The 22,187-nt window shown below is 66.1% G+C and carries 19 protein-coding genes; 6 read left to right on the plus strand and 13 right to left on the minus strand.

Translation table 11 applies throughout. The features are described 5' to 3' along the window. Positions 1 to 108: 108 nt before the first annotated feature. Both QXZ94_RS21985 and QXZ94_RS21990 read left to right on the plus strand, forming a co-directional pair. A complete protein-coding gene (locus QXZ94_RS21985) occupies positions 109 to 1,128 on the plus strand; it encodes a glutathione S-transferase family protein (RefSeq protein WP_315722183.1) in 1,020 nt (339 codons plus the stop codon). 89 nt (positions 1,129 to 1,217) lie between these two features. Beyond that, entirely contained in the window at positions 1,218 to 1,919 is a 702-nt protein-coding gene (locus tag QXZ94_RS21990; protein WP_315722184.1) for an SDR family NAD(P)-dependent oxidoreductase, read from the plus strand. Positions 1,920 to 2,173: 254 nt separating this feature from the next. Here the strand turns inward: QXZ94_RS21990 and QXZ94_RS21995 are convergent, their stop codons facing one another. Beyond that, positions 2,174 to 2,785, minus strand: coding sequence for a GNAT family N-acetyltransferase (locus tag QXZ94_RS21995; protein WP_315722185.1), 612 nt, complete (start codon positions 2,783 to 2,785; stop codon positions 2,174 to 2,176). Positions 2,786 to 2,863: 78 nt separating this feature from the next. Beyond that, the gene (locus QXZ94_RS22000; RefSeq protein ID WP_172131266.1) at positions 2,864 to 3,067 is read right to left on the minus strand and encodes a DUF1127 domain-containing protein; all 204 of its coding nucleotides are present in this window, start codon (positions 3,065 to 3,067) and stop codon (positions 2,864 to 2,866) included. 112 nt (positions 3,068 to 3,179) lie between these two features. Between QXZ94_RS22000 and QXZ94_RS22005 the strand changes: the two genes are divergently transcribed. From QXZ94_RS22005 to QXZ94_RS22015, 3 genes are all read left to right on the plus strand, one after another. Then, the gene (locus tag QXZ94_RS22005; protein WP_315722186.1) at positions 3,180 to 4,100 is read left to right on the plus strand and encodes a transcriptional regulator GcvA; all 921 of its coding nucleotides are present in this window, start codon (positions 3,180 to 3,182) and stop codon (positions 4,098 to 4,100) included. Between the two features lie 117 nt (positions 4,101 to 4,217). Beyond that, the gene (locus QXZ94_RS22010) at positions 4,218 to 5,528 is read left to right on the plus strand and encodes an MFS transporter (protein WP_315722187.1); all 1,311 of its coding nucleotides are present in this window, start codon (positions 4,218 to 4,220) and stop codon (positions 5,526 to 5,528) included. A gap of 84 nt (positions 5,529 to 5,612) precedes the next feature. Continuing rightward, positions 5,613 to 6,095 carry a CinA family protein gene (locus QXZ94_RS22015; RefSeq protein ID WP_315722188.1) on the plus strand — a complete coding sequence of 161 codons (483 nt, stop codon included), beginning with the start codon at positions 5,613 to 5,615 and terminating at the stop codon, positions 6,093 to 6,095. 207 nt (positions 6,096 to 6,302) lie between these two features. Here the strand turns inward: QXZ94_RS22015 and QXZ94_RS22020 are convergent, their stop codons facing one another. From QXZ94_RS22020 to QXZ94_RS22065, 10 genes are all read right to left on the minus strand, one after another. After that, complete coding sequence (locus tag QXZ94_RS22020) at positions 6,303 to 7,643, minus strand: HlyD family type I secretion periplasmic adaptor subunit (RefSeq protein WP_172111552.1); 1,341 nt, start codon at positions 7,641 to 7,643, stop codon at positions 6,303 to 6,305. 13 nt (positions 7,644 to 7,656) lie between these two features. Continuing rightward, positions 7,657 to 9,399, minus strand: coding sequence for a type I secretion system permease/ATPase (locus tag QXZ94_RS22025; protein ID WP_315722189.1), 1,743 nt, complete (start codon positions 9,397 to 9,399; stop codon positions 7,657 to 7,659). Positions 9,400 to 9,592: 193 nt separating this feature from the next. Next, entirely contained in the window at positions 9,593 to 9,862 is a 270-nt protein-coding gene (locus tag QXZ94_RS22030) for a GlsB/YeaQ/YmgE family stress response membrane protein (RefSeq protein WP_009030922.1), read from the minus strand. 124 nt (positions 9,863 to 9,986) lie between these two features. Continuing rightward, positions 9,987 to 10,970, minus strand: a complete 984-nt coding sequence (locus QXZ94_RS22035; protein WP_315722190.1) for an ABC transporter ATP-binding protein — start codon at positions 10,968 to 10,970, stop codon at positions 9,987 to 9,989. Between the two features lie 240 nt (positions 10,971 to 11,210). After that, positions 11,211 to 12,623: an amidase gene (locus QXZ94_RS22040; protein ID WP_315722191.1), complete on the minus strand. Its 1,413-nt coding sequence runs from the start codon at positions 12,621 to 12,623 to the stop codon at positions 11,211 to 11,213. Next, positions 12,620 to 12,817, minus strand: coding sequence for a hypothetical protein (locus tag QXZ94_RS22045; protein ID WP_006611297.1), 198 nt, complete (start codon positions 12,815 to 12,817; stop codon positions 12,620 to 12,622). The genes QXZ94_RS22040 and QXZ94_RS22045 overlap by 4 nt, the downstream gene beginning before the upstream one ends. Before the next feature lie 28 nt (positions 12,818 to 12,845). Further along, positions 12,846 to 13,895 carry an oligopeptide/dipeptide ABC transporter ATP-binding protein gene (locus QXZ94_RS22050; protein WP_315722192.1) on the minus strand — a complete coding sequence of 350 codons (1,050 nt, stop codon included), beginning with the start codon at positions 13,893 to 13,895 and terminating at the stop codon, positions 12,846 to 12,848. Between the two features lie 280 nt (positions 13,896 to 14,175). Continuing rightward, positions 14,176 to 15,075 carry an ABC transporter permease gene (locus tag QXZ94_RS22055; protein WP_315722193.1) on the minus strand — a complete coding sequence of 300 codons (900 nt, stop codon included), beginning with the start codon at positions 15,073 to 15,075 and terminating at the stop codon, positions 14,176 to 14,178. A gap of 2 nt (positions 15,076 to 15,077) precedes the next feature. Continuing rightward, positions 15,078 to 16,031 (minus strand): ABC transporter permease, encoded by a 954-nt coding sequence (locus tag QXZ94_RS22060; RefSeq protein WP_315722194.1) that lies wholly within the window; start codon positions 16,029 to 16,031, stop codon positions 15,078 to 15,080. 128 nt (positions 16,032 to 16,159) lie between these two features. Further along, positions 16,160 to 17,779, minus strand: coding sequence for an ABC transporter substrate-binding protein (locus QXZ94_RS22065; RefSeq protein ID WP_315726435.1), 1,620 nt, complete (start codon positions 17,777 to 17,779; stop codon positions 16,160 to 16,162). A 249-nt stretch (positions 17,780 to 18,028) separates the two neighbouring features. On the opposite strand from QXZ94_RS22065, the gene QXZ94_RS22070 reads away from it, so the two are divergent. Further along, entirely contained in the window at positions 18,029 to 19,624 is a 1,596-nt protein-coding gene (locus tag QXZ94_RS22070) for an ABC transporter substrate-binding protein (protein WP_315722195.1), read from the plus strand. Positions 19,625 to 19,904: 280 nt separating this feature from the next. On the opposite strand, the gene QXZ94_RS22075 is transcribed toward QXZ94_RS22070, so the two are convergent. After that, the gene (locus tag QXZ94_RS22075; protein WP_315722196.1) at positions 19,905 to 22,139 is read right to left on the minus strand and encodes an adenylate/guanylate cyclase domain-containing protein; all 2,235 of its coding nucleotides are present in this window, start codon (positions 22,137 to 22,139) and stop codon (positions 19,905 to 19,907) included. Positions 22,140 to 22,187: the final 48 nt, after the last annotated feature.

Consider the following 22,187-nt stretch of genomic DNA (forward strand, 5'->3'; position numbering starts at 1 on the left):
TCGTTAAGCCCTCGTTCGTTTCCGCCAGTCTTCTTACGGACTCTTCGACAGGTTGCGCCTGATCGGATACACAACAGCAACGGCTTGCGCCGAACCGGGAGCAGATCCATGACCAGTCAGCCGACGGAGGTTTATCGCATCTTCGGGGCGGAGATGTCGCCCTATTCGGTCAAGGTGCGATCGTATCTGCGTTACAAGGGCATTCCGCATCACTGGATATTGCGCAACGCGGAAAGCGAGGCGGATTATGCGCGACATGCCAAGCTGCCGATCATTCCGCTGGTGGTCGCTCCCGACGACGCGCCGATGCAGGATTCGACGCCGATCATCGACGCGTTGGAGCTCGACTTTCCGGAGCCGCCGATTCACCCGGCCGACGTGCTGACCAGCTTCGTCTCGGCCCTGCTCGAGGAGTTCGGCGACGAGTGGGGCAACAAATGGATGTTCCACTACCGCTGGGCGCGCGACGTCGACCAGCGCGCCTCGGCCGGGCGCATCGCCCGCATGGTTGCGCCGAAGGCCGACGAGACCACCTTCGGCAAGGTGGCGGAGAAGATCCGCGCCCGCATGGTGGAGCGCCTCTGGTATGTCGGCTCCAACGAGGTCAACGCGCCGCAGATCGAGCAGGGTTTCGTCGAGATGCTCGGCCTGCTGGAACGGCATCTCGCCATCAGGCCCTATCTGTTCGGCGGCCGGCCGTCTTACGGCGATTTCGGCCTGTGGGGGCAGTTCTACGAACTGTGGACCGATCCGACCGCCGGCGCGCTGATCGAGGGCAATGCGCCGCATGTGCTGGCCTGGATCCATCGCATGCTGTGGCCACGCGCCGAAGGCGAGTTCGAGCTGTGGCCGGAACTGTCGCTGACCCTGATGCCGATCCTGACCCGGCAGGTCGGCGCATTGTTCATGCCGTGGACGCTCGCCAACGAGCGGGCGCTGACGGAGAACCGGGACATGTTCAGCGTTCAGCTCGGCGACACCGTGTGGACGCAGAAGCCGCAGAAATATCACGCCCGCTCACTGCAGATGCTCCGCAGCAAATACGCGTTCCTGCACGACCGCAGCCGGCTCGACGTGGTGCTGGAGGAGATCGGCTGCCTCAATGGATTGCAGCCGCGCCCGGCCTGACATCAGACAGATTTGTGGGGATGGACGATAGGAAGATGGCCGCAGCTGCACTAGCTTGAACGGCAGCGAACGCATGTCGAGGACAAGCCATGGACATCCCTGCCTACAAGATCGCCCTGATCGTCGGCGCCGGCGAAGGGCTCTCCGCCTCGCTGGCCCGGCTGTTCGCGCGCGAGAAGATCCGCGTCGCGCTCGCCGCGCGCAAGACCGAGAAACTTGGCGCGCTGTGCAACGAGACCGGCGCCCGCGCCTATCCCTGCGACGCCAGCAATCCCGAGGAGGTCGAGCGGCTGTTCGGCCTCGTGACGCGCGAGATCGGCGAGCCTGATCTCGTGGTCTACAATGCGAGCGCCCGGGCGCGCGGGCCGCTCACCGATCTGGTACCGGCCGACGTGCAGGAGTCCATTGCCGTCAGCGCCTTCGGCGGCTTCCTGGTGGGGCAGCAGGCAGCGCAGCGCATGCTGCCAAACAAGCACGGCGCGATCCTGTTCACCGGCGCCTCCGCCAGCGTGAAGGGCTATGCGCAGTCGGCCGCCTTCGCGATGGGCAAGTTCGCGCTGCGCGGCCTCGCCCAGAGCATGGCCCGCGAGCTGTCGCCGCAGGGCATCCACGTCGCGCATTTCGTCATCGATGGCGGCATCAGGAGCGCCGGGCGGCAGGAGCCGGCGGAGCGGCCGGACTCGATGCTCGATCCCGATGCGATCGCCGCCAGCTATTGGAACGTGCTGCAGCAGCCGCGCAGCGCCTGGAGCTGGGAGATGGAGCTCCGACCCTGGCTGGAGACGTTTTGAGAACTCCCCACGTGGAGGGCAAATCGCACCACAGTCGCCGTCATTGCGAGCGCAAGCGAAGCAATCCAGAGTCCTTGCTCGGCGCTGGATTGCTTCGCTCACGCTCGCAATGACGTGGATAGGTCCTTGCCAAATGCAAGCTGCTATCACCCGGCTTGACCGGGCGATCCAGTAAACGCAACTGATAGCTGGCGATACGGTGAGGCCGCGGCGTACTGGATGCCCCGCCTTCGCGGGGCATGACATCCTTCAGCCTATCTCAAACGTGCGATCTGCGGGTCGTTGTGGATCACGTGCAGATCTGCACCCGTTGAATGCGCCAGCGCTTGGCTCAGCACCCTCTCGAACCGCACCAACGTCCAATCATCCGCGTGCGGCTGGATGGCGAAGCCGGCCTTGCGCGCCAGCGCGATCATCACGTCGTTGGTGCGCAGCGCCTCGCCTGACAGCGTCACACCACCGAGTGCGCGCGCTCGGCCTTCGAGATGCGCGATCAGTGCCGGGCCGATGCCGTGGCCGTGCCAGCGGTCATGCACCGAGAGGCCGAACTCCACGCGGCCCGTGTTGCGATCGAGCGCGTAGCGCGCCTCGGCCACGATGCTTTCGACGCCGTCGTGATCCATCGCTCCGATCAGGCTGTAGCGGTCATTGCGACCGAGCGCGACGAAGTCGTCGAGCACCGGCTTCGGCAGCTCGCTGAGCGCGCCCAGGAAACGCCTGTTTCGCGAGCGTGGGCTCAGCGACCGCACATAGGCCTGCAGCACCTCGGCATCATCAGGCGTGACGAAGCGGAGGCGCACCTCCTCGCCGCGCCGCGTGCGGATGACATTGGACGCAGCGTGGACGGCAGCAGCTTGCGTCGGCATGGCGGGCTCCGGCGGAGATGGAGTTGCCGGCGTCCTCCTTTGCGAAGCGGCGCCGGCGCGGCGGGATGAGTGAGGGGCTCACCCCCGCCAGAACGGCTTGTCGATCTCGGCGGCGATGTCGCTGCGAGACAGGCCGAGATCGTGCAGGTCGCGCTCCGACCATTGCGCCAGCTCATGCCGGGTGCGGTAGCGGAAGCGCCAGGCCGAGAGCAGCTCGGCAACCCCCGACCAGAACCCGGGTGCATGATGTTTCGTCATTGACGAGGAGACGTAGAGCGACATGAAAGCCTCCCAAAATTCCTTGAGGATGCAATATCGAGCGGTTGCGCTTCATCCACAAACGACATTTACTACCGTTTCGGATGAAATAACGTCATGAAACGGGAGGCCGTGAATGGCCCGACTGCCGTCGCTGAATGGACTAAGGGCGTTCGAGGCTGCCGCGCGGCACCTGAGCTTCACCCGCGCGGCGTCGGAGCTGAACGTGACGCAGACCGCAATCAGCCATCAGATCAAGCGGTTGGAGGACGAGCTCGGCATCCGCCTGTTCGTCCGCCAGAACCGCAGCCTGGCGCTGACGCCGCAGGCCCGCGACTATCTCCCGCTGGTGCGTGCCGCATTCGACGATCTCCGGCTGGCGACGGAACGGCTGGTCCGCAAGGACAACGCCAAGGTGCTGACCGTCTCGACCATCGCCTCGCTGGCGGCGAAATGGCTGCTGCCGCGACTGACGGCCTTTCAGGAGGCCCATCCCGGCATCGACGTGCGCATCACGACCTCGACCGGCCTGGTGGATTTCCGCAAGGACGATGTCGACGCCGCGATCCGCTACGGGCGCGGCCACTGGCCGGGCGTGCGCGCCGAATGGCTGATGGCCGACGAGCTGTTTCCGGTGTGCAGCCCGGCCTTGTTGCAGGGCGACAAGCCGCTGCGCTGTCCGGAGGACCTCGCCCATCACACGCTGTTGCAGGCCAGCGGCGGCTATGATGACGACTGGCGGCTGTGGCTGACGGCGGCGGGGCTGCCGGTGGAGCTGTCACGGCAAAGCCGGCTGAGCTTCGATCTGTCGCTGATGACCGTGCAGGCCGCGATCGACGGGCTCGGCGTCGCGATCGGCCGCACCGCCTATGTCCAGGACGACATCGCCAAGGGCCGGCTGGTGGTGCCGTTCAAGATGGCGCTGCCGAGCGATGCCGGCTTCTATCTGGTGATGCCCGAGGGCCGCACAGACCCGCCGAAGCTGAAGGCGTTCCGGCAGTGGTTGAAGGGTGCAGCGCAGCAGAAGTCTCCGTCGCTGAATCCCGTTCAGATCTAGGCATTCGCCAGCAAATCTATTGGCCCAATTGATCAGGCGTGGCAGATTGTCGCACCTTTCCTTCGGCCGGCGTAGAAATCCTCCGCACGAGCCCCTCGACGGTAGGAGTTTCCCCGCGTGTCCTCACAGCCAATCCCGCAGCCGGCTACCATCCATTCGCGCATCGGCGCGATTCTGCGCGCCACCAGCGGCAATTTCCTCGAGCAGTTCGACTTCTTCCTGTTCGGCTTCTATGCCCCGATCATCGCCAAGGCGTTCTTTCCGTCGGAGAACGAGACCGCGGCGCTGCTCAACGCCTATGGCGTGTTCTGGCTCGGCGCCTTGATGCGGCCGGTCGGCGCGGTCGTGCTCGGCGCCTATGTCGACAAGATCGGCCGACGGCAGGGCCTGATCGTGACGCTCGGCATCATGGCGTTCGGCACGGTCGTCATCGCGTTCTGCCCGACCTATGCGACCATCGGCATCGCAGCCCCGATCATCGTGCTGCTCGGCCGCCTGCTGCAGGGCTTCTCGGCCGGCGTCGAGCTCGGCGGCGTATCGGTCTACCTGTCGGAGATTTCCACGCCCGGCAATCGCGGCCTCTACACCTCGTTCCAGTCCTCCAGCCAGCAGGTCGCGATCTTCGTCGCCTCTCTCATCGGCTATGTGCTCAATCAGGCCATGCCCGCGGACATGGTGGCCGCCTGGGGCTGGCGCATCCCGTTCTTCATCGGCTGCCTGATCATCCCGCTGATCTTCTTCTTGCGCCGGACGCTGGAGGAGACGCCGGCCTTTCTCGCGATGAAGAAGCACCCGACCGCGCGCGAAGTATTCGCCTCGGCGCTGGACAATTGGCGCATCGTGATCCTCGGCATGATGATCGCGGTGCTGACCACGACGACGTTCTACTTCATCACCGTCTACGGCCCCGGCTTCGGCAAGGAGCTGAAGCTGTCAGCGGCGGACTCGCTGCTCGTCACCCTGCTGGTCGCCGTCACCAACTTCCTGTGGAATCCGGTCGGCGGTGCGGTGTCGGACCGGATCGGGCGCAAGCCGGTGCTGGTGGCCATCGCGGTGCTGGCGCTTCTCACCGCCTATCCGGCGCTGCATTGGCTCGCGGCGGCGCCGAGCTTCGGCAAGTTGCTCACCGTCGAGATGCTGTTCTCGTTCTATTTCGGCGTCTACAGCGGCACCATGCTGGGCTGCCTGGTCGAGATCGTGCCGGCGCATGTCCGCACCACCTGTTTCTCGATCGCCTTCGCGCTGGCCGCCGGCCTGTTCGGCACCGCGACGCCGGCGGTCTCGACCTGGCTGATCAACAAGACCGGCGACAAGGCCTCGCCCGGCTACTGGCTGATGTGCGCCGCCGTGCTCGGCATCATCGCCGCGACGACCGTGTATCGCGGCGGCCGGCAGGCCGTCGCGGCGCGCGAGCCGGTCGCGGCCTGATCCGCTTGTCTGTTCGCGTCGCGGGCGGCATCATCGAATGCCGCCCGTTTTTCGTCGGGGGCCGGAGTGGGAGCGAGGTCTGTCATGGATGAACTGATTGCCGTCGCCGCCCGGGCGGCCGAACGGCTGATCGCCAACAAGCAGACCATCGCGGTGGCGGAGTCGTCCGCGGGCGGGCTGATCGCGGCGGCGCTGCTGGCGGTTCCCGGCGCCTCGGCATATTTCCTCGGCGGCGCGGTGGTCTATACCCGCGACGCCCGCCGCGTGCTGATGGACATCCCGGACGAGGCGATGAAGGGCATCCGCTCGGCATCGGAGCCCTATGCGGAGCTGCTGGCGCGGCAGATCAGGACGCGCTTCGCGACGGATTGGGGCCTGTCGGAGACCGGCGCCGCGGGCCCGACCGGCAACCGCTACGGCGATGCGGCCGGGCACGCGTGTTTCGCCGTGGCCGGTCCGGCATCAGCCGTGGTCACGCTGGAGAGCGGCAGCGTAGACCGCGCGGCCAATATGCAGCTGTTCGCGAAGAGCGCGCTGGAGTTGTTGTTAACAAAGCTTGATGAGTAACTCGGTGTCGTCCCGGACAAGCCCGTCGACGCGAAGCGGCGGCGGGCGCCGATCCGGGACCCATACCGCGTGATCTGTCTTGGGGCAGGCTGGATGTTGAAGCTGTCGCGCAAGCCAACAACCGCCTGTGGTTATGGATCCCCGCTTTCGCGGGGATGACAGTGAGTGTGAGGTGCCAGATGTGGGCCAAGCGAGTGGGCCGGCCCCTCACTTCTCCCGGAACGCCCTCATCAGCTGATCGTGCAGCGGCTTCATCAGATAGGAGATCACGGTGCGGTCGCCGGTCTGGACGAAGGCTTCCACCGGCATGCCCGGGATCAGCTTGACGTCGCCGAGCCGGGCGATCTCCTCGGGCGGCATCGAGACGCGGATGGTGTAGTAGCTCTGGCCGGTGCGCTGGTCGGTGGTGACATCCGGCGACACGCGGCTGACGACGCCGTTCAATTCCGGCGTCGTGCGCTGGTTGAAGGCGGAGAGACGCAGCAAGGTCTTCTGCCCGACCTGCAGCTTGTCGATGTCCTGCGGATTGACCTTGGCCTCGACCTGCAGGTCGTCGCTCTGCGGCACGATCAGCATGATGGTGTCGCCGGCGGAGATGACGCCGCCGACCGTGTGCACGCTGGACTGCAGCACCATGCCGTCCTGCGGCGCGCGGATGTCGACGCGGCGGAGCTGGTCCTCGGCGGTGACCTTGCGCTCGACGAACTCGCCGATCTTGTCGGTGGTCTCGCGCAGATCCTTGGAGACCTCGCTGACCATGTCCTTGTCGACCTGGATGATCTGCAGCTCGGTCTCGCTGATCTTGCCCTTGGCCTGGGCGCGGGCGGCGATGTATTGCGCGCGTTCGCCATTGAGGCGGGCCGCATCACGCTCCAGCGTGGTCAGGCGCGACAGCTGCACCAGGTGCTGCTCATAGAGCTGGCGCACGCCGTCGAGCTCCTTCTGCACCAACGCGATCTCCTGGTCCTTGGCGCTGACCTGCGCCGACAGCCCCTCGATCTCCTCCGTGAGCTGGGCCACGCGTTCGCGCAGCTGCGCCTTCTGGCCGATGCGGCCGTTGACGCGAACCTCGAACAGCTTGGTCTCGCTGGCAGCCAGGCTCTTGACGTCGGGATCGCTCATCCGCTGCAGCAACTGCGGCGGAAACAGAATCTTGGCCCAGCCGCGCTGCTCGGCCTCGAGCCGGGCGGCGCGCGCCTGCAGCGCGTCGAGATTCTTGGTGACGATGGCGAGAGACGCCTTGGTCACGGTGTCGTCGAGCCGGACGACGATGTCGCCTGACTTGACGACGTCGCCATCGCGCGCGCGCAGCTCGCCGACCACGCCGCCGGTCGGATGCTGCACCTTCTTGACGTTGGATTCGACGACGATCTGGCCCGGCGCGATCAGCGCGCCCGAGATCTGCTGCGTCGCGGCCCAGCCGCCGAGCCCGCCGGCCACCGCAACGACGACGCCCATGCCGACGATGAGGTGACGCCGGATCGACTGCTGCGCGCTCTCCGGCCGCCGGACGCCCGGGACAGGACCGGTGATGACCTGACTGCTCATGCGCCGCAACTCCTCATGACTTCGTCACGCCGGCTTCCGAGACGATCTTGATCGGCGCCGGCGGCCGCGGCTGCAGCACCTGCGCCAGCACCGTCTCCTTCGGGCCGAACGCCTGCGCGCGGCCGTCCTTCATGACCAGAACCTGATCGACCGCCTCGATGCCGATCGGGCGATGCGCCACGACCACGACGATGGCACCGCGCGCCCGCGCCGAGCGCACCGCGCGTGACAGCGCCTCGTCGCCTTCGGTGTCGAGATTGGAGTTGGGCTCGTCGAGCACGATCAGGAACGGATTGCCGTAGAGCGCGCGCGCCAGCGCCACGCGCTGGGCCTGGCCGGCCGACAGCGCCGTGCCCTGCTCGCCGATCTCGGTGTCGTAGCCCTCCCGCATCTTGATGATCATGTCGTGCACGCCGGCCTCCTTGGCGGCGGCGATGATGCCGTCGGCGGAGGCGTGGGGATCGAAGCGGCAGATGTTCTGCGCCACGGTGCCGGCAAACAGCTCGACGTCCTGCGGCAGATAGCCGACATGGCGGCCGAGTTCGTCCGTCGACCATTGGTCGAGCGCGGCGCCGTCGAGCCGGACGTGGCCGCGCACCGGACGCCAGACGCCGACCAGCGCGCGCACCAGCGAGGACTTGCCCGACGCGCTCGGGCCGATGATGCCCAATCCATTGCCGGCCGACAGCGCGAAGCTGACGTCCTGAACGATCGCCTTCTGGTCGCCCGGGGCGACGATCGAGATGCCCTCGACCGAGAGCTTGCTGACCGGAGGCTGCAGCAGCGTCGGCACGCCGCGCTGCGGCATGGTCTGCAGCAGCTGGTTGAGCCGGTGCCAGCTCTGGCGCGCGGCGACGAAGCTCTTCCAGTGCGCGATCGCGAGATCGACCGGGGCCAGCGCCCGCGCGCTGAGAATCGAGCCGGCAATGATGATCCCGGCGGTTGCCTCCTGGTGGATCACCAGATAGGCGCCGACCGCGAGCACCGCCGACTGCAGCATCATCCGCAGCACCTTGGCGATGGCGCCGAGACCGCCGGCAACGTCGCTGGCGCGCTGGTTGCCGGCGAGGTACTTCTGGTTGGTATCGCCCCAGCGCTCCAGCATGCGGCCCGTCATGCCCATCGCGACCAGCACCTCGGCATTACGGCGGCTCGTGGTGGCCAGATCGTTGCGGCGGGCGGCGAGGCCCATCGCCTCCTTGGCGGGGGTGCGGGTCAGAAATTCCGTGATCAGGGTCAAGGTGACGAGGATGACGGCACCGACCAGCGCGGTCACGCCGAGCAGGACGTGGAAGGCGAAGCAGATCGCCAGATACAGCGGCAGCCACGGCAGGTCGAAGAACGCACCGGGGCCCTGGCTGCCGAGAAAGCTCCTGATATTGTCGAGGTCGCGCAGCGGCTGCAGCCCCTCGTTGCGCCCGCCGGACGACAGCGGCAGCCGGACCACCGTGTCGAACACCCGGGCGTTCAGGCTCTCGTCCAGCGCGGTGCCGATCCGGCCGAGGATGCGGCTGCGGATCATGTCGAGCGCGCCCTGGGCCATGTAGAGACCGGCCGCGATGATGATGAGGCCGATCAGGGTCGGCACCGAGCGGCTCGGCAGCACGCGGTCATAGACCTCGAGCATGAAGATCGAGCCGGTCAGATACAGCAGGTTGATGATGCAGCTCATCACCCCGACGCCGATGAAGGCGCTGCGGCAACCGTGCAGGGCATCGCTCAGCTCGGATTGCCTCACGTGAGGTGCGGCCGCCATCACCACCATCTCTTCAATTGATCAAATGAGCTGCAGAGCCGCCGATCAAACCGACAAGTTGGCGGCAAACAAGGCGAAATATACTGATTCCTGCGGCGAGCGTCCAACGACGCGCGCTTTAGCGTAAATTAGCAGTTGCGCCTGATGTGTCTCGCGGCGCAACGAAAACGTTCAGAACAGCGGGATCGCAGCGCTAGAGGCGTCCGCCGGTTCGCACCAGCCGGACGACGAGCAGCAGAATGATGGCACCGAGCGCGGAATAGACGATCTCGGACACCAGCCCCGTTCCGAGCCGGATGCCGAGCCGCGGAAAGATGAGGCTCGCGACGAGCGCACCGAGCACGCCGATCACGATGTCGCCGATGAGCCCGAAGCCGGTGCCGCGCACGATCTTGCCGGCCAGCCAGCCTGCGATCAGGCCGACGAACAGGATGACCAAAATACCTTCGTTCGATACGTGCATGGCATGTCCTCAAGGGCGGCGGACGATCGGTCCCGCGCGCCGCCGCAGCATAGCGATGCTGTCGCCAGGCTTCGACATGCGATGCAGGGTTCCGTCCGGGCGGCGCTGCGTTTCGGTGCAACCGTTACGTTGCCGCCACACTGGCCGGCGCTTCCGCCAGGATGCAGCGGGCGAGGCGCTGGGGACCGAGATCGACATTCGGCGGCAGCGTCTCCGCGCAACGCGGCTGGGCGAGACTGCAGCGTGGCGCGAACGAGCAGCTCTGCGGCGCATGGTCGAGCGAGGGCGGTGTGCCGGGAATGGTCTGCAGCCGCTCGCCGCGCTTGGCGCCATGGACGGTGGAAGCCAGCAGGCCGCGCGCATAGGGGTGGACGGGCTGGCGAACGATGTCGCGCAGGGAGCCCTGCTCCACGATCTGGCCGGCATACATCACCGCGACGCGATCGCAGATCTCGATCGCGACGCCGATGTCGTGGGTGACGAAGATGACGGACATGCCGAACTCGCGCTGCAACTCGCGCAGCAACAGCAGGATCTGGATCTGCACGGTGGCATCGAGCGCGGTGGTCGGCTCGTCGGCGAGCAGCACCTTCGGCCGGCACGCCAGCGCGAGCGCGATCATCGCGCGCTGCCGCATGCCGCCGGACATTTCGTGCGGATAGGACTCCAGCCGCCGCTTGGCCGAGGGAATGCGGACCACATCGAGCATCTCGAGCGCCCGCGCCGTGCCCTCCGCGTAGCTCTTGCCCTCGTGCCTCATCACCGTCTCGGCGATCTGCCGGCCGATCGTGTAGACCGGATCGAGCGCCAGCCCCGGCTCCTGGAAGATCATCGACACCGTGCGGCCGCGGAACTGCGACAGCTCCTCGTCGCTCATGGCGAGCACGTCGCGTCCCATCACTCGGACGCTGCCGGATATCTGCGTCCGCTTCTTCGGCAACAGCCGCATCAGCGCCCGCATGGTGACGCTCTTCCCGGACCCGGACTCGCCGAGCAGTCCAAGCACCTCGCCATCCCCAAGCGACAGGCTGACGTCGTTGACCGCGTGCACCGTGCGCTCGCCGGTGAAGCGGATGGTGAGATTGTTGATCTCGACGAGGTTGGTCATCTCTACTTCACTTTGCTGTCAGGAGCGCCTTGGCAAGCTGCCACCCTCCCCTGGAGGGGGAGGGTCGGCTCGCATGAAGCGCAGCGGAATGCGAGACGGGGTGGGGTGGCAGCCCCTCCATTGGCTCGCTTCTAGACGGAGAGACTGTCACCCCACCCCGATTGCGCATTGCATGCGCAATCGACCCTCCCCCTCCAGGGGAGGGTGAGAGCGTCGGGCGGGATGCAGGTGTCTGTCCCATCATGGCAGCGTCGGCACCCGGGCGTGAAAGTCTGTCGCCCTCTGGAAGGCGGCGCCGATGGTGAGGATCGTCGCTTCGTCGAACGAGCGGCCGATCAGCTGCATGCCGACCGGAAGCCCGGTCGACGTGAAGCCGGTGGGGATCGCGAGCGACGGCAGGCCGAGATAGTTCACCGGCCGCGTGAAGCGGGTGATGCGCTGGATCACGGCTTCGGCGCCGGGTGCGCCGCCGACATCGCTGTCCGCGATCGACGGCGTCACCAGCGGCGAGACGGGCGCGATGATCGCGTCGACGCCCGAGGTCGCCGCGACATGCGCGGCCAGCGCCGCGCCACGCCAGCGCAGCGCTTCGAGATAGGCGACGCCTGAGACGGCGAGCGCGTTCTGCAATCGCATCAACACCTGCGGGCCATAATCCTGCGGCCGCTCGATCATCCAGCGCTTGTGGAACGCGGCCGCCTCGACCGCCAGCACGAGCTGGCAGGCTGCGGTGAGCTGGCGCTGGTCCGGGAGATCGACCTGCACGACATCGGCGCCCTCGGTCTTCAGGACCGCGATCGTCGCATCGAGGCAGCGCGCGACCTCCGGATCGAGGTCGTCGACATAGAATGCCTTGGGCACGCCGATCCTGAGGCCCTTGATCGAGGCCTGGGTCGCCGCAACGTAGTCCTGCACCGGCGCGGCGCTGGCGGTCGGATCCTCCGGATCCGGACCGGCCATCAGGCCGAGCAGCAGCGCGCAATCCTCCGCCGTCTGCGCCAGCGGTCCGACCGTATCCAGCGATTGCGATAGCGGCATCGCACCGGCGCGGCTGACGCGGCCCCAGGTCACCTTGAGGCCAGTGACGCCGCAGAAATTCGCGGGCATCCGGATCGAGCCACCGGTGTCCGAGCCGAGCGCCGCAAACGTCAGGCGGGCGCCGACTGCGGAGCCCGAGCCGGACGATGAACCGCCGGTGACGTAGCCGAGCTTCCACGGATTGTGCACGGCGCCGTAATGCGCGTTGTGGCCGGTCGGGCCATAGGCGAACTCGGCCATCTGCAAAGTGCCGAGCCGGATCGAGCCGGCGTCCTTCAGCCGCTGCAACGCGGTCGAGGTCGTCGTCGCGACGAAGTCGCGGCGGATCAGCGAGCCGCAGGTCGAGACGTGGCCGGCCTCGTAGTACATGTCCTTGTGCGCCAGCGGCACGCCGTGCAGCGGCCCCTTCAGACCGTCCGTCGCAAGCGCCGCATCGGCCTCGGCGGCGGCCTTCAGCGCCGGCTCGGACTCGATCGCCATGAAGGCGTTCAGCTTCGGCTGCCACTGCGCGATGCGGTGCAGGCAGGCGCGCGTCACTTCGACGGCGGACAGCTTCTTCTCCGCGATGGCTTTCGCCACCTCGGTCAGGGTCATCAGCGCGGGCTCGGTGCTCATCGGCCCACCTTCAGGGTCTGCGCCACGACGTAGCTCGCCGGCTCCAGGTCGAACGGCAGGGTGCCGGCGACGGCCGCGAAATTGTCGAACGCCGGTCCGATCGAGTCGGCGATGCGGGTCGCGACCTCCTTGTCGACCGGCAGGCCGGAGGCCTCCGCGATGGCACTGACTTGCTGGGGCGTGGGTCTGGTCATTGACGCTTCTCGCTGCTGGTGTCTGCCCTCAGGCGGCCGGCGCGCGGCTGTGCCCCGAACCGGGGATCGCCATGTGGCAGGCGGCCTGATGGCCCATTGTATCCAGCTCCGTCAACCTTGGCGCGACATTCGAACAGGGCGCCTCGGCGAACGGGCAGCGGGTGTGGAAACGGCAACCGGCCGGCGGATCGATCGGGTTGGGCGGATCGCCGGACAGCGGCGGCACCTGCGTGCGCCTGTCCGGGTCGGACGACGGCATCGCCGCCAGCAGCGCGCGCGTATACGGATGCGCCGGCTTGGCCCAGACCCGCTCGACCGGGCCGAGCTCGACGACCTCGCCGAGATACATCACCAGCACGCGGTCGGAGATGTAGTTGATGACGTTGAGATCGTGGCTAATGAACAGATAGGTCAGACCGAACTCGCGCTTCAGGTCCATCAGCAGGTTCAGCACCTGCGCCTCGACCGATTTGTCGAGCGCGGAGACGGCCTCGTCGAGAATGACGAGGCGAGGCGACAGCGCCAAGGCGCGGGCAATGTTGACGCGCTGGCGCTGGCCGCCGGAGATCTCGTGCGGATAGCGGTTGGCGAAGGTTTCGGGCCTCAAGCCCACCTTGCCGAGCAGCTCGCGCGCGAGCGCACGCGCGGCGCCATCGGCCATGCCGTGCACCTTCGGCCCGAACGCGATCGATTCCTCGATCGTCAGCCGCGGATTGAGCGAGGCATAGGAGTCCTGAAACACCATCTGCATGCCGCGGCGCAGCTCGCGCAACGAGATCTCGTGGCCGACCTGCCGACCGTCGAAGATGATCTCGCCGGCATCGCGGTCCATCAGATGCATCAAGAGGCGCGCCGTCGTCGACTTGCCGCAGCCGGACTCGCCGACGATGCCGACGGTCTCGCCCTTGCCGATGTTGAACGAGACGTCATCGACCGCCCGCACCGTCTTGCGCGCGCCGAACAGCCCGCCGCGCACGGGAAAGTGCTTGGTCAGTCCATCGACGCGCAACAGCGGCTGCGCCTTGCCGCCGAGATCTTCGATCGGTGCGAGCCCGGTGACGGTTGCTGCTTCGCTCATAATGCCCCCGAACGTACGCGACAGAGATGGTGCGCACCCTCTCCCCGTTCTTCACGGGGAGAGGGTTGGGGTGAGGGGCAGCCACACGGGAAGTGTATGCGGAGAGACCTGTACCCCCTCACCCGGATCGCATCTTTCGATGCGATCCGACCTCTCAGCGCGAGCGAAGCTCGTCGCGCCCCCGCATCCGCCTTCGCTCTTCGAGCTACGGCGGACAAGAGCGGAGCGAGGTGCACTACCGATGCCGCGCGCCTCTCTTTACAAATTAGCATGGCAAACATCAGCTCCGGATATCCATGGCGCTACGCAAGCCATCACTCAGCAGATTGAAGCAGATCGACACAGCGAAGATCATCACGCCGGGCAGCGCCGCCACCCAGGGATTGACGTAGATCGCCGTGCGCAGCGTGTTCAACATCAGGCCCCATTCGGGCTCCGGCGGCTTGGTGCCAAGGCCGAGGAACGACAAACCCGCGGCGAGGATCATCGACACCGAGATCAGGCCGGTGGCGTAGACGAAGATCGGCCCGAGCACGTTGCCGAGCATGTGCGCCCGCATGATCGTGAAAGCGTTCGCGCCGGAGGCGCGCGCCGCTTCGACGAAGTCGCGGTTGCGCACGCCGGTGGTAACGCTCTCGGCGACGCGGGTGATCTGCGGCACGAACACGATGGTCAGCGACACGATGGAGTTGGTGATCCCGGCGCCGAGCGCGCCCGAGATCGCGATCGCCAGCAGGACCGACGGGAACGCATAAAACACGTCGATGGTGCGCATGATCATCGTGTTCACCCAGCCGCCGACATAGCCGGCGATGAGCCCGAGCAGGGTGCCGATGCTGAAGGCGAGGATGACCGGCGAGATGCCGATCAGGAGCGACAGCCGGCCGCCATAGATCAGCCGCGCCAGCATGTCGCGTCCGAGCTCGTCGGTGCCCAACGGGTAGTTCGGCGTGCCGATGTGGCGCAGGCGGCGGATCATCGAGCCCTGGTAGGGATCGGCGAGATGCAGATACGGCGCGAGCAATGCAGAGAGAAAGATCAGCAGCAGGATCGCGACGCAGACCATGCTGACCTTGTCCCGGACGATGCGGCGGCCCACGGTCGCCCAATAGCCGCGCGCGTTGGCCACTGGCGCGGCCTGCAGCGCGGAGTCGTTCATCGCGCTCGAACCGACGCTCATCGCTAGCCCCGCTTGATGCGCGGATCGATCGCGGCCTGCGCGATGTCGACCACGAGGTTGAGGATGACGAAGAACATCGCCAGCACCAGGATCGTGCCCTGCAACAGCGGCAGATCGCGCTGGAAGATCGCGGAGTTCAAGAGCAGGCCCGAGCCGGGCCAGGAGAACACCGTCTCGATCAGGATCGATCCACCGAGCATGTAGCCGAGCTGCAGGCCCATCACCGCGAGCGCGGTCGGCGCGGCGTTCTTCAGCACGTGACGGAACACCTGCGTCTCGCGCAGCCCCTTGGCGCGCAGCGCCTCGACGAAGTCCTGACTGAGAATGTCGCCGGTGAGCGCGCGGACGGTACGCGTGATGATGCCCATCGGGATCACCGACGTCGTGATCGCCGGCAGAATGAGAAAGCGGATGTGCGCCCAGTCCCACGCCCACGCGCCGGAGCCGGACGGGCCGGCGCCGACCGCGGGCAGCCAGTTCAGCTCGACCGAGAAGATGATGACGAGCACCATGCCGAGCCAGTAATGCGGCACGGACACGCCGGCGATCGCGATGGAGGTGGCGACCTTGTCGATCCAGGTATCGCGGAAATAGCCGGCGACGAGGCCGAAGAACAGGCCGAGCGAGAAGCCGATGATCGCCGCGGCAATCGCCAGCGTCACGGTGTTCGACACCGCGCGCAGCACCTCGGCCAGCACCGGCCGGCCGGTCGCGATCGAGCTGCCGAGATCGCCGTTGATCGCGCGCCACAGCCACAGGCCGAACTGCACCGGCAGCGGCTTGTCGAAGCCATAGGCGACACGCAATTGCTGCGCGAGCTCCTGCGAGGCGTCGGCCGGCAGCACCGCGACCAGGGGATCGCCGGGCGTGATGTGAACGAGCATGAAGCAGACGAGCGCGACGCCGATGATGATCGGGATCGCATAGACCATCCGCCGGGCAGCATAAGAGAGCACGAGTCACCTACTAAAGGTCTATCGATCGTCATGCCCGGGCTTGACCCGGGCATCCACGCCTTTCCCTCCGCGGGTAAAGATGGATGGCCGGGTCAAGCCCGGCCATGACGGCGACTGATGTTGGTCGCTTACGGCTCCACCGAGATCGGCGAGAAGTCGATGAACCAGCTCTTCGGCTGCACCACGCCCTTGACCTTCGGGCTCATCGCGCGCGGGCCGACGTCGTGGGCGACGTAGAGGAACGCCGCGTCATCCACCGACGCCGCATGCAGCTCGGCCAGCGCCTTGTCGCGCTCGGCGGGATCGAAGGTCTGGCGCGCCTTCTTCACCAGCTCATCGAACTTCGGGTTGTTGATGAAGCCCCAATTGTTCGACACGGGCGGGGCCATCGACGACTGCAGGAAGCGCACCAGCGCGAAGAACGGATCCATCGCCGCATAGGTCACGTTGGTGGCGTTGGCGCCGTTCGCCGAGGCGTCCTTGGCACCGCGGCGCCAGTTGGTGAACAGCGTGTTCCACTCGATGACGTCGAGTTTGACGTCGAAATAGCACTCGGCGAGCGCCTGCTGCAGATACTCGTTCATCGGCAGCGGCTGCATCTGGCCCGAGCCCGACGCCGAGGTCTGCGTCTTGACCTCGAGCTTCTTGTTCGGACCGTAGCCGGCCTCCTGCATCAGCTTCTGCGCGGCCGCCTTGTCGTACTTGATCTCGAAGGTCACGTTGCCGCGCCAGGGATGGCCCTTCTCGAACGTCCCGCTGGCCGGCACCATCAGCCCGGCGAGCAGGCCGTCACGCAGGCCCTCGCGATCGATGCAGAGATTGGCGGCCTTGCGGACGCGGATGTCGTTCCAGGGCGAGCCCTCGATGCGCGAGAACTGCCACGGCCAGACATGCGGCTGCTCGTTGGCGTAGAGCTTGAAGCCGCGCTGCTTGATCTCCGGCAGCGCATCCGGCGCCGGCGCCTCGACCCAGTCGACCTGCCCCGACAGCAGCGCCGCGGTGCGCGCGTTGGCTTCGGGCATCGGCAGCAGGATCATCTTGTCGGCCTTGGGCACGCGCGCCTTGTCCCAATAGGCCTCGTTCTTGACCAGCTCCAAACGCTCGCGCGGCGTGAACTTGCTCATCTTCCACGGGCCGGTGCCCGAGGCGTCCTTGGCGAACGCCGCCCAGGCGGCTTGCGACTTCGCCTTGTCGTCAGCGCCGGTCGCCGCCTCATAGAGCTTCTGCCACTTGGTCGGGCTCGCCATGAACAGGTTGGTGAGATTGATCGGCAGGAAGCTGTCCGGCTCCTTGGTCGTCAGCTCGACGGTGAGATCATCGATCTTGCGCGCGGACGCGAGCGTCGGCATGCGCGAAGCCGTCACGCCGACCTGGCTCGGATCGAACTGCGGCGCATCCTGCTTCAGCACCTTCTCGACGTTCCACACCACGGCGTCGGCATTGAACGGCGCGCCGTCATGGAAGGTGACGCCGGGGCGCAGCTTGAACGTCCACTTGGTCTTGTCGGCCTCGTCGACCTTCCACTCGGTGGCCAGGCCCGGAATGACAACGCTCGGCTTTTCGGCCGACGACAGGTCCCACATCGTCAGCGCGTCATACATCGTGAGGCCGGTGAAGCGGTTGCCCTCGAAACCCTGGTCGGGCTGGCCGAGCGTGCGCGGAATGTCGGCGGCCGTCATGCCGATGCGCAGTACGGATTCTGCACCCGCCTGCGCCGGCAGCACCAAGGCCGAGACCGTCGTCATCATCGCGGCCGCAACGGTGGCACGCACATTCATGGAGGTCGCAATACGAGAAAGCACGATCTTCTCTCCGATAAGACTGGCTAGATTCTGGGCAGCATTATGCAACGCCTATGCCAGCACGGCCGGCGGAGCTCACCCTGCGACGCGACGCCACAACGTTTGTACTCAAACGATCTCGCTCGAGGGGCTTGGCACCCGGATTGCAGGTTCTGCGCGTCGAATTTGATCCGGTTTCCACGGAGCCTCACCTTCATGCGTCTTCTCAAGCCACTGCTCGCCACCGCGCTCGCGCTCGGCCTCTCTGCCGCTGCCGCACGCGCCGAGACTGTTCTGCGCTACGGCATCTCGATGGCCGACATTCCGTTGACGACGGGCCAGCCCGATCGCGGCGCCGGCGCCTATCAGTTTACCGGCTACACGATCTACGATCCGCTGGTCGCCTGGGACATGAGCGTCGCCGACAAGCCGGGCAAGCTGATCCCCGGCCTTGCCACCGAGTGGAAGGTCGACGAGGCCGACAAGACCAAGTGGCGCTTCAGCTTGCGCAAGGGCGTCAAGTTCCATGACGGCAGCGACTTCAATGCCGATGCGGTGATCTGGAATCTGGACAAGGTGCTCAACGATAAGGCACCGCAGTTCGACAAGCGGCAGAGCGCGCAGGTCAAGACGCGGCTGCCGTCAGTGGCGAGCTACGCCAAGATCGACGATTCCACGGTCGAGATCACGACCAAGACCGTCGACTCCTTCTTTCCCTATCAGATGCTGTGGTTCCTGATTTCGAGCCCGGCGCAATATGAGAAGCTCGGCAAGGACTGGGACAAGTTCGCCAGCCAACCCTCCGGCACCGGCCCGTTCAAGCTGACCAAGCTGGTGCCGCGCGAGCTTGCGGAGCTATCAAAGAATTCCGAATACTGGAACAAGGATCGGCTGCCGAAGACCGACAAGCTCGTGCTGGTGCCGATGCCGGAGGCGCTGACCCGCACCAATGCGCTGCTCGCCGGCCAGGTCGACCTGATCGAGACGCCGGCGCCGGATGCCGTGCCGCAACTCAAGGCGGCCGGCATGAAGCTCGTCGACAACGTCACGCCGCACGTCTGGAACTACCATCTCAGCGTGCTGCCGGGCTCGCCCTGGACCGACATCCGGCTGCGCAAGGCGCTCAACCTCGCGATCAACCGCGACGAGGTCGTCGGGCTGATGAACGGGTTGGCCAAGCCGGCCAAGGGCCAGGTCGACCCGTCGAGCCCGTGGTTCGGCAAGCCGAGCTTCGAGCTGAAATATGATCTGGCCGCCGCCAAGAAGCTGGTCGAGGAGGCCGGCTACTCGCCGGCCAAGCCGCTGAAGACGACCTTCATCATCGCGCAGGGCGGCACCGGCCAGATGCTGTCGCTGCCGATGAACGAGTACCTGCAGCAGAGCTTCAAGGAGATCGGCATCAACATCGACTTCAAGGTCGTCGAGCTCGAGACGCTGTACACGCATTGGCGCAAGGGCGCGGCCGACGAGATGAACGCCGGCATCACCGCCAACAACATCGCCTATGTCACATCGGATCCGCTCTACGCCATCGTCCGCTTCTTCGCCTCCGACCAGATTGCGCCTGTCGGCGTCAACTGGGGCGGCTACAAGAATCCGAAGGTCGACGCGCTGATCGCCGAGGCCAAGCAGACGTTCGATCCCGCCAAGCAGGACGAGCTGATCGCGCAGGCTCACGCGCAGGTCGTCGACGACGCCGTGCTGGTCTGGGTCGTGCACGACACCAACCCGCACGCGCTGTCGCCGAAGGTGAAGAAGTTCGTCCAGGCCCAGCATTGGTTCCAGGACCTGACAACGATCGGGGCGGAGTAACGAGCTGTCGTCTCGGTCTCGCAGCAAAGCGGTTGTCAGATAGTGCGCCCTCTCCCCTTGTGGGAGAGGGCATGTGCGGCCTGTCCGCGAGCGCGGTTCGGTGAGGGGTCTCTCTCAACGGGCGCAACTTGCAGAGAGAGACCCCTCACCCAACCGAGCTTGCCGAAGCGTCCTACATGCCCTCTCCCACAAGGGGAGAGGGCGCATTCATAAGCACTGCACTCATCGCCCGGCAACCGCACCCTGAAGGGGGTAGTTCATCGTTGCTGAGAGTTTAGCGCTACTTCGACGTCAGCGCGTGTGCGCCGTTCCAGTCGACCGGCGGCGGGTCCTGCTGATAGCTGCGAATCCGCGCCTCGTAGAGATCGAACAGCTTCGCCAGCTCCTTGGCCTCGTCCTTCTTCCGTCCGCGCGCGATCGCGGCCAGCGCCTCGTCCCAGTCGCGGCTGCGATAGGCGGCCAGCATCTCAATGGTCAGGTTGCGCAACAGCTGGAAGCGCTCGGAATACATCACGTCCTCGCGGCCGGCGATCGCATAGATCACCTCCGGCTCGGTCTTGCCCTTGACCATGATGAAATCGAGCTCGAGGATCGCGAGCTTGTCCTTGACCGCCATCGCCGTTGCCGAGCCGACGATGATAGGAAAGCCGTATTCCTTGGTCTGGCCTTCGAGGCGCGAGGCGAGGTTGACGCTGTCGCCCAGCACCGAATAATTCTTCTTGAGCTCCGAACCCATGTTGCCGACGACGCCGATGCCGGTGTTGAGGCCGATGCCGACGTTGAGCGGGATGTAGACATGGCCGCCATGGGCGGCCTCCTGCTCGCGCTGCCGGTTGACCTCGTCGATCTTGTCCAGCATGTCGAGTGCCGCCGTGCAGGCGTTGAGCTGATGCTCCCGGTCGTCGAGCGGCGCGTTCCAGAATGCCATGATGGCATCGCCCATGTACTTGTCGACATAGCCCTTGCGCAAGATGATCGCGTCGGTCAACGGCGTCAGAAAGCGGTTCATCAGCATCGTCAAGCCCTGCGGATCGCGCTTGTAGCTTTCCGAGATCGAGGTGAAGCCGCGCACGTCCGAGAACATGATGGTCATCTCGCGCTCCTCGCCGCCGAGCACGAGTTTCTCCGGCGATTGTGCCAGCTGCTCCACCAGCACCGGCGACATGTATTGCGCGAACCAGCCGCGAATCTCCTTGCGCTGCTGCTGCTCGCGAATGAAGCTGGCGAAGATCAGCGTCAGATAGATCGCCGTGGTCGACAGCATCGGATAGGTGAAGTCGATCAGGAACCGGTGCTGCGTATAGGCGTACCAGGAGAGGCCGATCAGAACGCTTGCGAACAGGGCTCCGACGAGCACCAGCGTGACGGCACCGAGCCGCGGCGCGAACACGATCACGAGCAGACCGAAGATCACGGCACCGAAGAACTCGGCCGAAAGCCCCCAGAACGGCGGGGACAGGATCGAGTTCGTGAGGACGGATTCGAGAACCTGCGCATGCACCTCGACGCCCGGCATGGCCGGATCGACCGGCGTCGTCTTGATGTCGTTCAGGCCGATGGCGGACGGTCCGATCAGCACCAGCTTCCTTGCGATCTTCTCCGGCGGCACGCGCCCCTCGAGCACGTCGATGGCCGACACGTAGATCGACGGATCGGAGCGGGCATAGTGCACCCAGATCCTGCCTTTGCGATCCGTCGGAATCTCGAAGCCGCCGATGCGAAGGCTCTTGATGCCGCCGATATCGGCCTTGATCACCAGGGTGTCAGCGCCGCTCACCACCCGAAGCATCTCGAAGCTGAGCGCCAGCATCGTGATGTCCTGCGCCTGCAGGATCATCGGCACACGACGGATGATGCCGTCACGCTCGGGCGGGATCGTGAACAGCCCACGGCCGGACGCGGCATGCTCGATCACCGAAACGTTGCGCAACAGTCCCGGGTAGCTCTCCATGAAGCCATCGGCTTCGGGCCCGATCGTGGCAACGCCCGTGACCGGCAAGGTCTTGTCGAGATCGGCGCGGACCTCGTTGCTGGCCGTCTCACCGAGAACGATCCGCGACCGGCGCAGAGCATCGGCGAGCACCTGATCGTTCGACGGCAGCGCCTTCAGCTTCTCGCGCGTCGCCTCGTCGAGATTGGGAAAGGTCTCGGCCGCAAGCGCCGGGTTCAACCGGTCCGGCTCGGCAAACACCACGTCGAACGCAATGACGAGGGCACCGAGGCGTGTGAGCTTCTCGATGATCTCAGCGATCCGCGTCCGTGGCCACGGCCACTGACCGAGCTTGGGATCGGCGACGCTCTTCTCGTCGATATCGACGATCGTGACCGGACGCACGGTCTTCACCCGCGGGCTGAACGCCTGGAAGTTGTCGAATGTCCGCAGGCGCAGCTCCTGCATCGGCGCAGGATCGGCGGCGCGCAGCGCGGCGAAGGCAACCAGCAGCACGAGGCACATCAAGCGCGCATAGCCGAACTTGCGTGCGAACCACCGGGGAACTGCTCTCAATCGCTTCATGGCGCATCCGTATCACGCCTGGACCGGCGATTCCCGAGGCGTCTGATG

Origin of the sequence: Bradyrhizobium sp. SZCCHNS2022 (genome assembly GCF_032377575.1) — a bacterium.
GTDB lineage: Bacteria > Pseudomonadota > Alphaproteobacteria > Rhizobiales > Xanthobacteraceae > Bradyrhizobium > Bradyrhizobium aeschynomenes.

Bases quoted from the DNA above. Each gene is read 5' to 3' on its own strand.
- QXZ94_RS21985 (WP_315722183.1), top strand. From the start codon at position 109: ATGACCAGTCAGCCGACGGAGGTTTATCGCATCTTCGGGGCGGAGATG.
- QXZ94_RS21990 (WP_315722184.1), top strand. From the start codon at position 1,218: ATGGACATCCCTGCCTACAAGATCGCCCTGATCGTCGGCGCCGGCGAA.
- QXZ94_RS21995 (WP_315722185.1), bottom strand. From the start codon at position 2,785: ATGCCGACGCAAGCTGCTGCCGTCCACGCTGCGTCCAATGTCATCCGC.
- QXZ94_RS22000 (WP_172131266.1), bottom strand. From the start codon at position 3,067: ATGTCGCTCTACGTCTCCTCGTCAATGACGAAACATCATGCACCCGGG.
- QXZ94_RS22005 (WP_315722186.1), top strand. From the start codon at position 3,180: ATGGCCCGACTGCCGTCGCTGAATGGACTAAGGGCGTTCGAGGCTGCC.
- QXZ94_RS22015 (WP_315722188.1), top strand. From the start codon at position 5,613: ATGGATGAACTGATTGCCGTCGCCGCCCGGGCGGCCGAACGGCTGATC.
- QXZ94_RS22020 (WP_172111552.1), bottom strand. From the start codon at position 7,643: ATGAGCAGTCAGGTCATCACCGGTCCTGTCCCGGGCGTCCGGCGGCCG.
- QXZ94_RS22025 (WP_315722189.1), bottom strand. From the start codon at position 9,399: ATGGCGGCCGCACCTCACGTGAGGCAATCCGAGCTGAGCGATGCCCTG.
- QXZ94_RS22030 (WP_009030922.1), bottom strand. From the start codon at position 9,862: ATGCACGTATCGAACGAAGGTATTTTGGTCATCCTGTTCGTCGGCCTG.
- QXZ94_RS22035 (WP_315722190.1), bottom strand. From the start codon at position 10,970: ATGACCAACCTCGTCGAGATCAACAATCTCACCATCCGCTTCACCGGC.
- QXZ94_RS22040 (WP_315722191.1), bottom strand. From the start codon at position 12,623: ATGAGCACCGAGCCCGCGCTGATGACCCTGACCGAGGTGGCGAAAGCC.
- QXZ94_RS22045 (WP_006611297.1), bottom strand. From the start codon at position 12,817: ATGACCAGACCCACGCCCCAGCAAGTCAGTGCCATCGCGGAGGCCTCC.
- QXZ94_RS22050 (WP_315722192.1), bottom strand. From the start codon at position 13,895: ATGAGCGAAGCAGCAACCGTCACCGGGCTCGCACCGATCGAAGATCTC.
- QXZ94_RS22055 (WP_315722193.1), bottom strand. From the start codon at position 15,075: ATGAGCGTCGGTTCGAGCGCGATGAACGACTCCGCGCTGCAGGCCGCG.
- QXZ94_RS22065 (WP_315726435.1), bottom strand. From the start codon at position 17,779: ATGATGACGACGGTCTCGGCCTTGGTGCTGCCGGCGCAGGCGGGTGCA.
- QXZ94_RS22070 (WP_315722195.1), top strand. From the start codon at position 18,029: ATGCGTCTTCTCAAGCCACTGCTCGCCACCGCGCTCGCGCTCGGCCTC.
- QXZ94_RS22075 (WP_315722196.1), bottom strand. From the start codon at position 22,139: ATGAAGCGATTGAGAGCAGTTCCCCGGTGGTTCGCACGCAAGTTCGGC.